Origin of the sequence: Paraburkholderia sp. SECH4 (genome assembly GCF_030511745.1) — a bacterium.
GTDB classification, from domain to species: domain Bacteria; phylum Pseudomonadota; class Gammaproteobacteria; order Burkholderiales; family Burkholderiaceae; genus Paraburkholderia; species Paraburkholderia madseniana.
On the sequence record NZ_JALOCP010000107.1, the window covers coordinates 1 to 1,994 of the forward strand.

1 protein-coding gene and 1 pseudogene are annotated in these 1,994 nt (G+C 58.8%); both read left to right on the forward strand.

The features are described from left to right. Window positions 1-790: 790 nt before the first annotated feature. A pseudogene (locus tag M0D67_RS41915) lies at window positions 791-1,468 on the forward strand (group II intron reverse transcriptase/maturase); the annotation flags it as partial. Between the two features lie 93 nt (window positions 1,469-1,561). Next, on the forward strand, window positions 1,562-1,876 hold the full coding sequence (locus tag M0D67_RS41920) for a group II intron maturase-specific domain-containing protein (RefSeq protein ID WP_266243659.1): 315 nt from the start codon (window positions 1,562-1,564) through the stop codon (window positions 1,874-1,876). Window positions 1,877-1,994: the final 118 nt, after the last annotated feature.

The following is a 1,994-nucleotide window of genomic DNA, read 5'->3' on the forward strand; positions in this document are numbered from 1 at the left end:
ACGCAACGCGTACGCAGAAAGTTCAAAGTCAACGTCAATCGGTATGCGGACGACTGTGCGCCACGAAGGCGCGAAGAAGGAGGAGCAATTCTTCTGAGCAGCCATGCTGCATGAGAGATGAGGGCTGGCCCCTCGGTGTCGGCGTACAGGCGCAGGCACCAAACCACCCACTGCTGCTGCGTTAAAGAGACGTGGTGGTGCGCGAGATGGGAAACGGTCGGGCAAGACCCGATCAGGTACGAATCGAAGAGACGAACGCGAGTGAACCGCTGATGATGTGTCGAAAGCGTATAGACGATGTCGAAACCACGGGGGAGTCGTTACTGTGGGACAAGTGCAGGGGGCGGCCTGGTGACTGCCTGCGCGGCATCCGGCATGAAGGCGGCGTGAAGTCGATTCAGGCTCTCATGTGGAACGTGGGAACCTGTCACCCCGATGCGAAGGGAGACGCGCAAATGGAGGCCCCATGAGCGCCAGAGTACCGATGCGGGGTACAGGGACGGAGCAAGCCGTAGTAGCTAAGAAGGATCGTAACGGGTCTGGAGCGAAGGGCTTGCCCCATCGAGCTGAAGCCGAGGCGACAACCGGGGGCGGCGACGTCAACGGGAGGATCGTGGAGGCAACGGCAAAGCCGCTTCCCATAAGCAAGCGTCAGGTATGGGAGGCCTACAAACTGGTGAAGGCCAAGGGTGGTGCGGCAGGTGTCGATGGTCAGACGCTCGAGGAGTTCGAAGAGGATGTGGGAAACAACCTCTACAAGCTCTGGAACAGGCTGGCTTCAGGCAGCTACATGCCACCGGCGGTCAAACGTGTGGAAATCCCCAAATCCGGGGGCGGGATTCGCCCGCTCGGCGTGCCCGCCGTGTCGGACAGAATCGCGCAGACCGTGATCAAGCAGGTCGTGGAGCCGGTGGTGGATCCGCTGTTTCATGAGGATTCCTATGGTTACAGGCCGGGGAAATCGGCGCGGCAAGCGCTGGCGCAGACGCGTAAGCGCTGCTGGAAATATGCATGGGTAGTAGAGATCGACATCAAAGGGTTCTTTGATAACATCGACTGGGAACTTCTACTCAGGGCGGTACGTCGCCACATCAGCGAACGCTGGGTTGTGATGTACATCGAGCGCTGGCTGAAGGCTCCGGTGCAAATGCCAGATGGAGAGGTGCAGTTGCGGACACGTGGTACACCCTAGGGTGGTGTGGTCAGCCCAATCCTCGCCAATCTGTTTTTGCACTATGCCTTCGACAAATGGATGCAGCGACATCATGAGGATATACCATTTGAACGGTATGCCGACGATGCGGTGTGCCACTGTCACAGCCTCGCCCGTGCCCAGATGCTTGTTGACCAGCTGCGGGACCGCTTTGCGCAATGTGGGCTGGAGCTGCATCCGCAGAAGACGCGGGTTGTCTACTGCAAGGATGCGGACCGACGGGGAGATTACCCGGACACGAGCTTTGATTTCCTGGGCTTTACGTTCAGGCCACGGTTATCGAAGAATCGACACGGCAAGACCTTCGTCAACTTCAGTCCGGCGGTTAGCGTCAAAGCTGCAAAGTCGATTCGTCAGGAAGTCCGAAGCTGGAACCTGCAAATACGCAGTGACAAGGCACTGGATGACCTGGCGCGCATGTTCAATGCGACGATCCGAGGATGGGTCAACTACTATGGTGCCTTCTACAAGTCGGCGCTATATCCGACCCTACGACAGATCGATCGCAAGCTGGTACTGTGGGCGACCCGTAAATTCAAACGGCTGCGTGGGCACCGTCGGCGGGCGAGCCATTGGCTCGAACGGATTGCACGCAAGCACACGCGGCTCTTTGCACACTGGCCGCTGTTGTGGGGACAGGCTTCGGTGGGAAGAGCCGGATGAGCGGAGACGTTCACGTCCGGTTCCGTGAGCACCCGAGGGGGCAGTTCCCTCGGGTGACTCGACTCGTTGTAACCGGGGTATCGAAAGAGATTCTGGAACAGAACGTACTCCCTGCGAT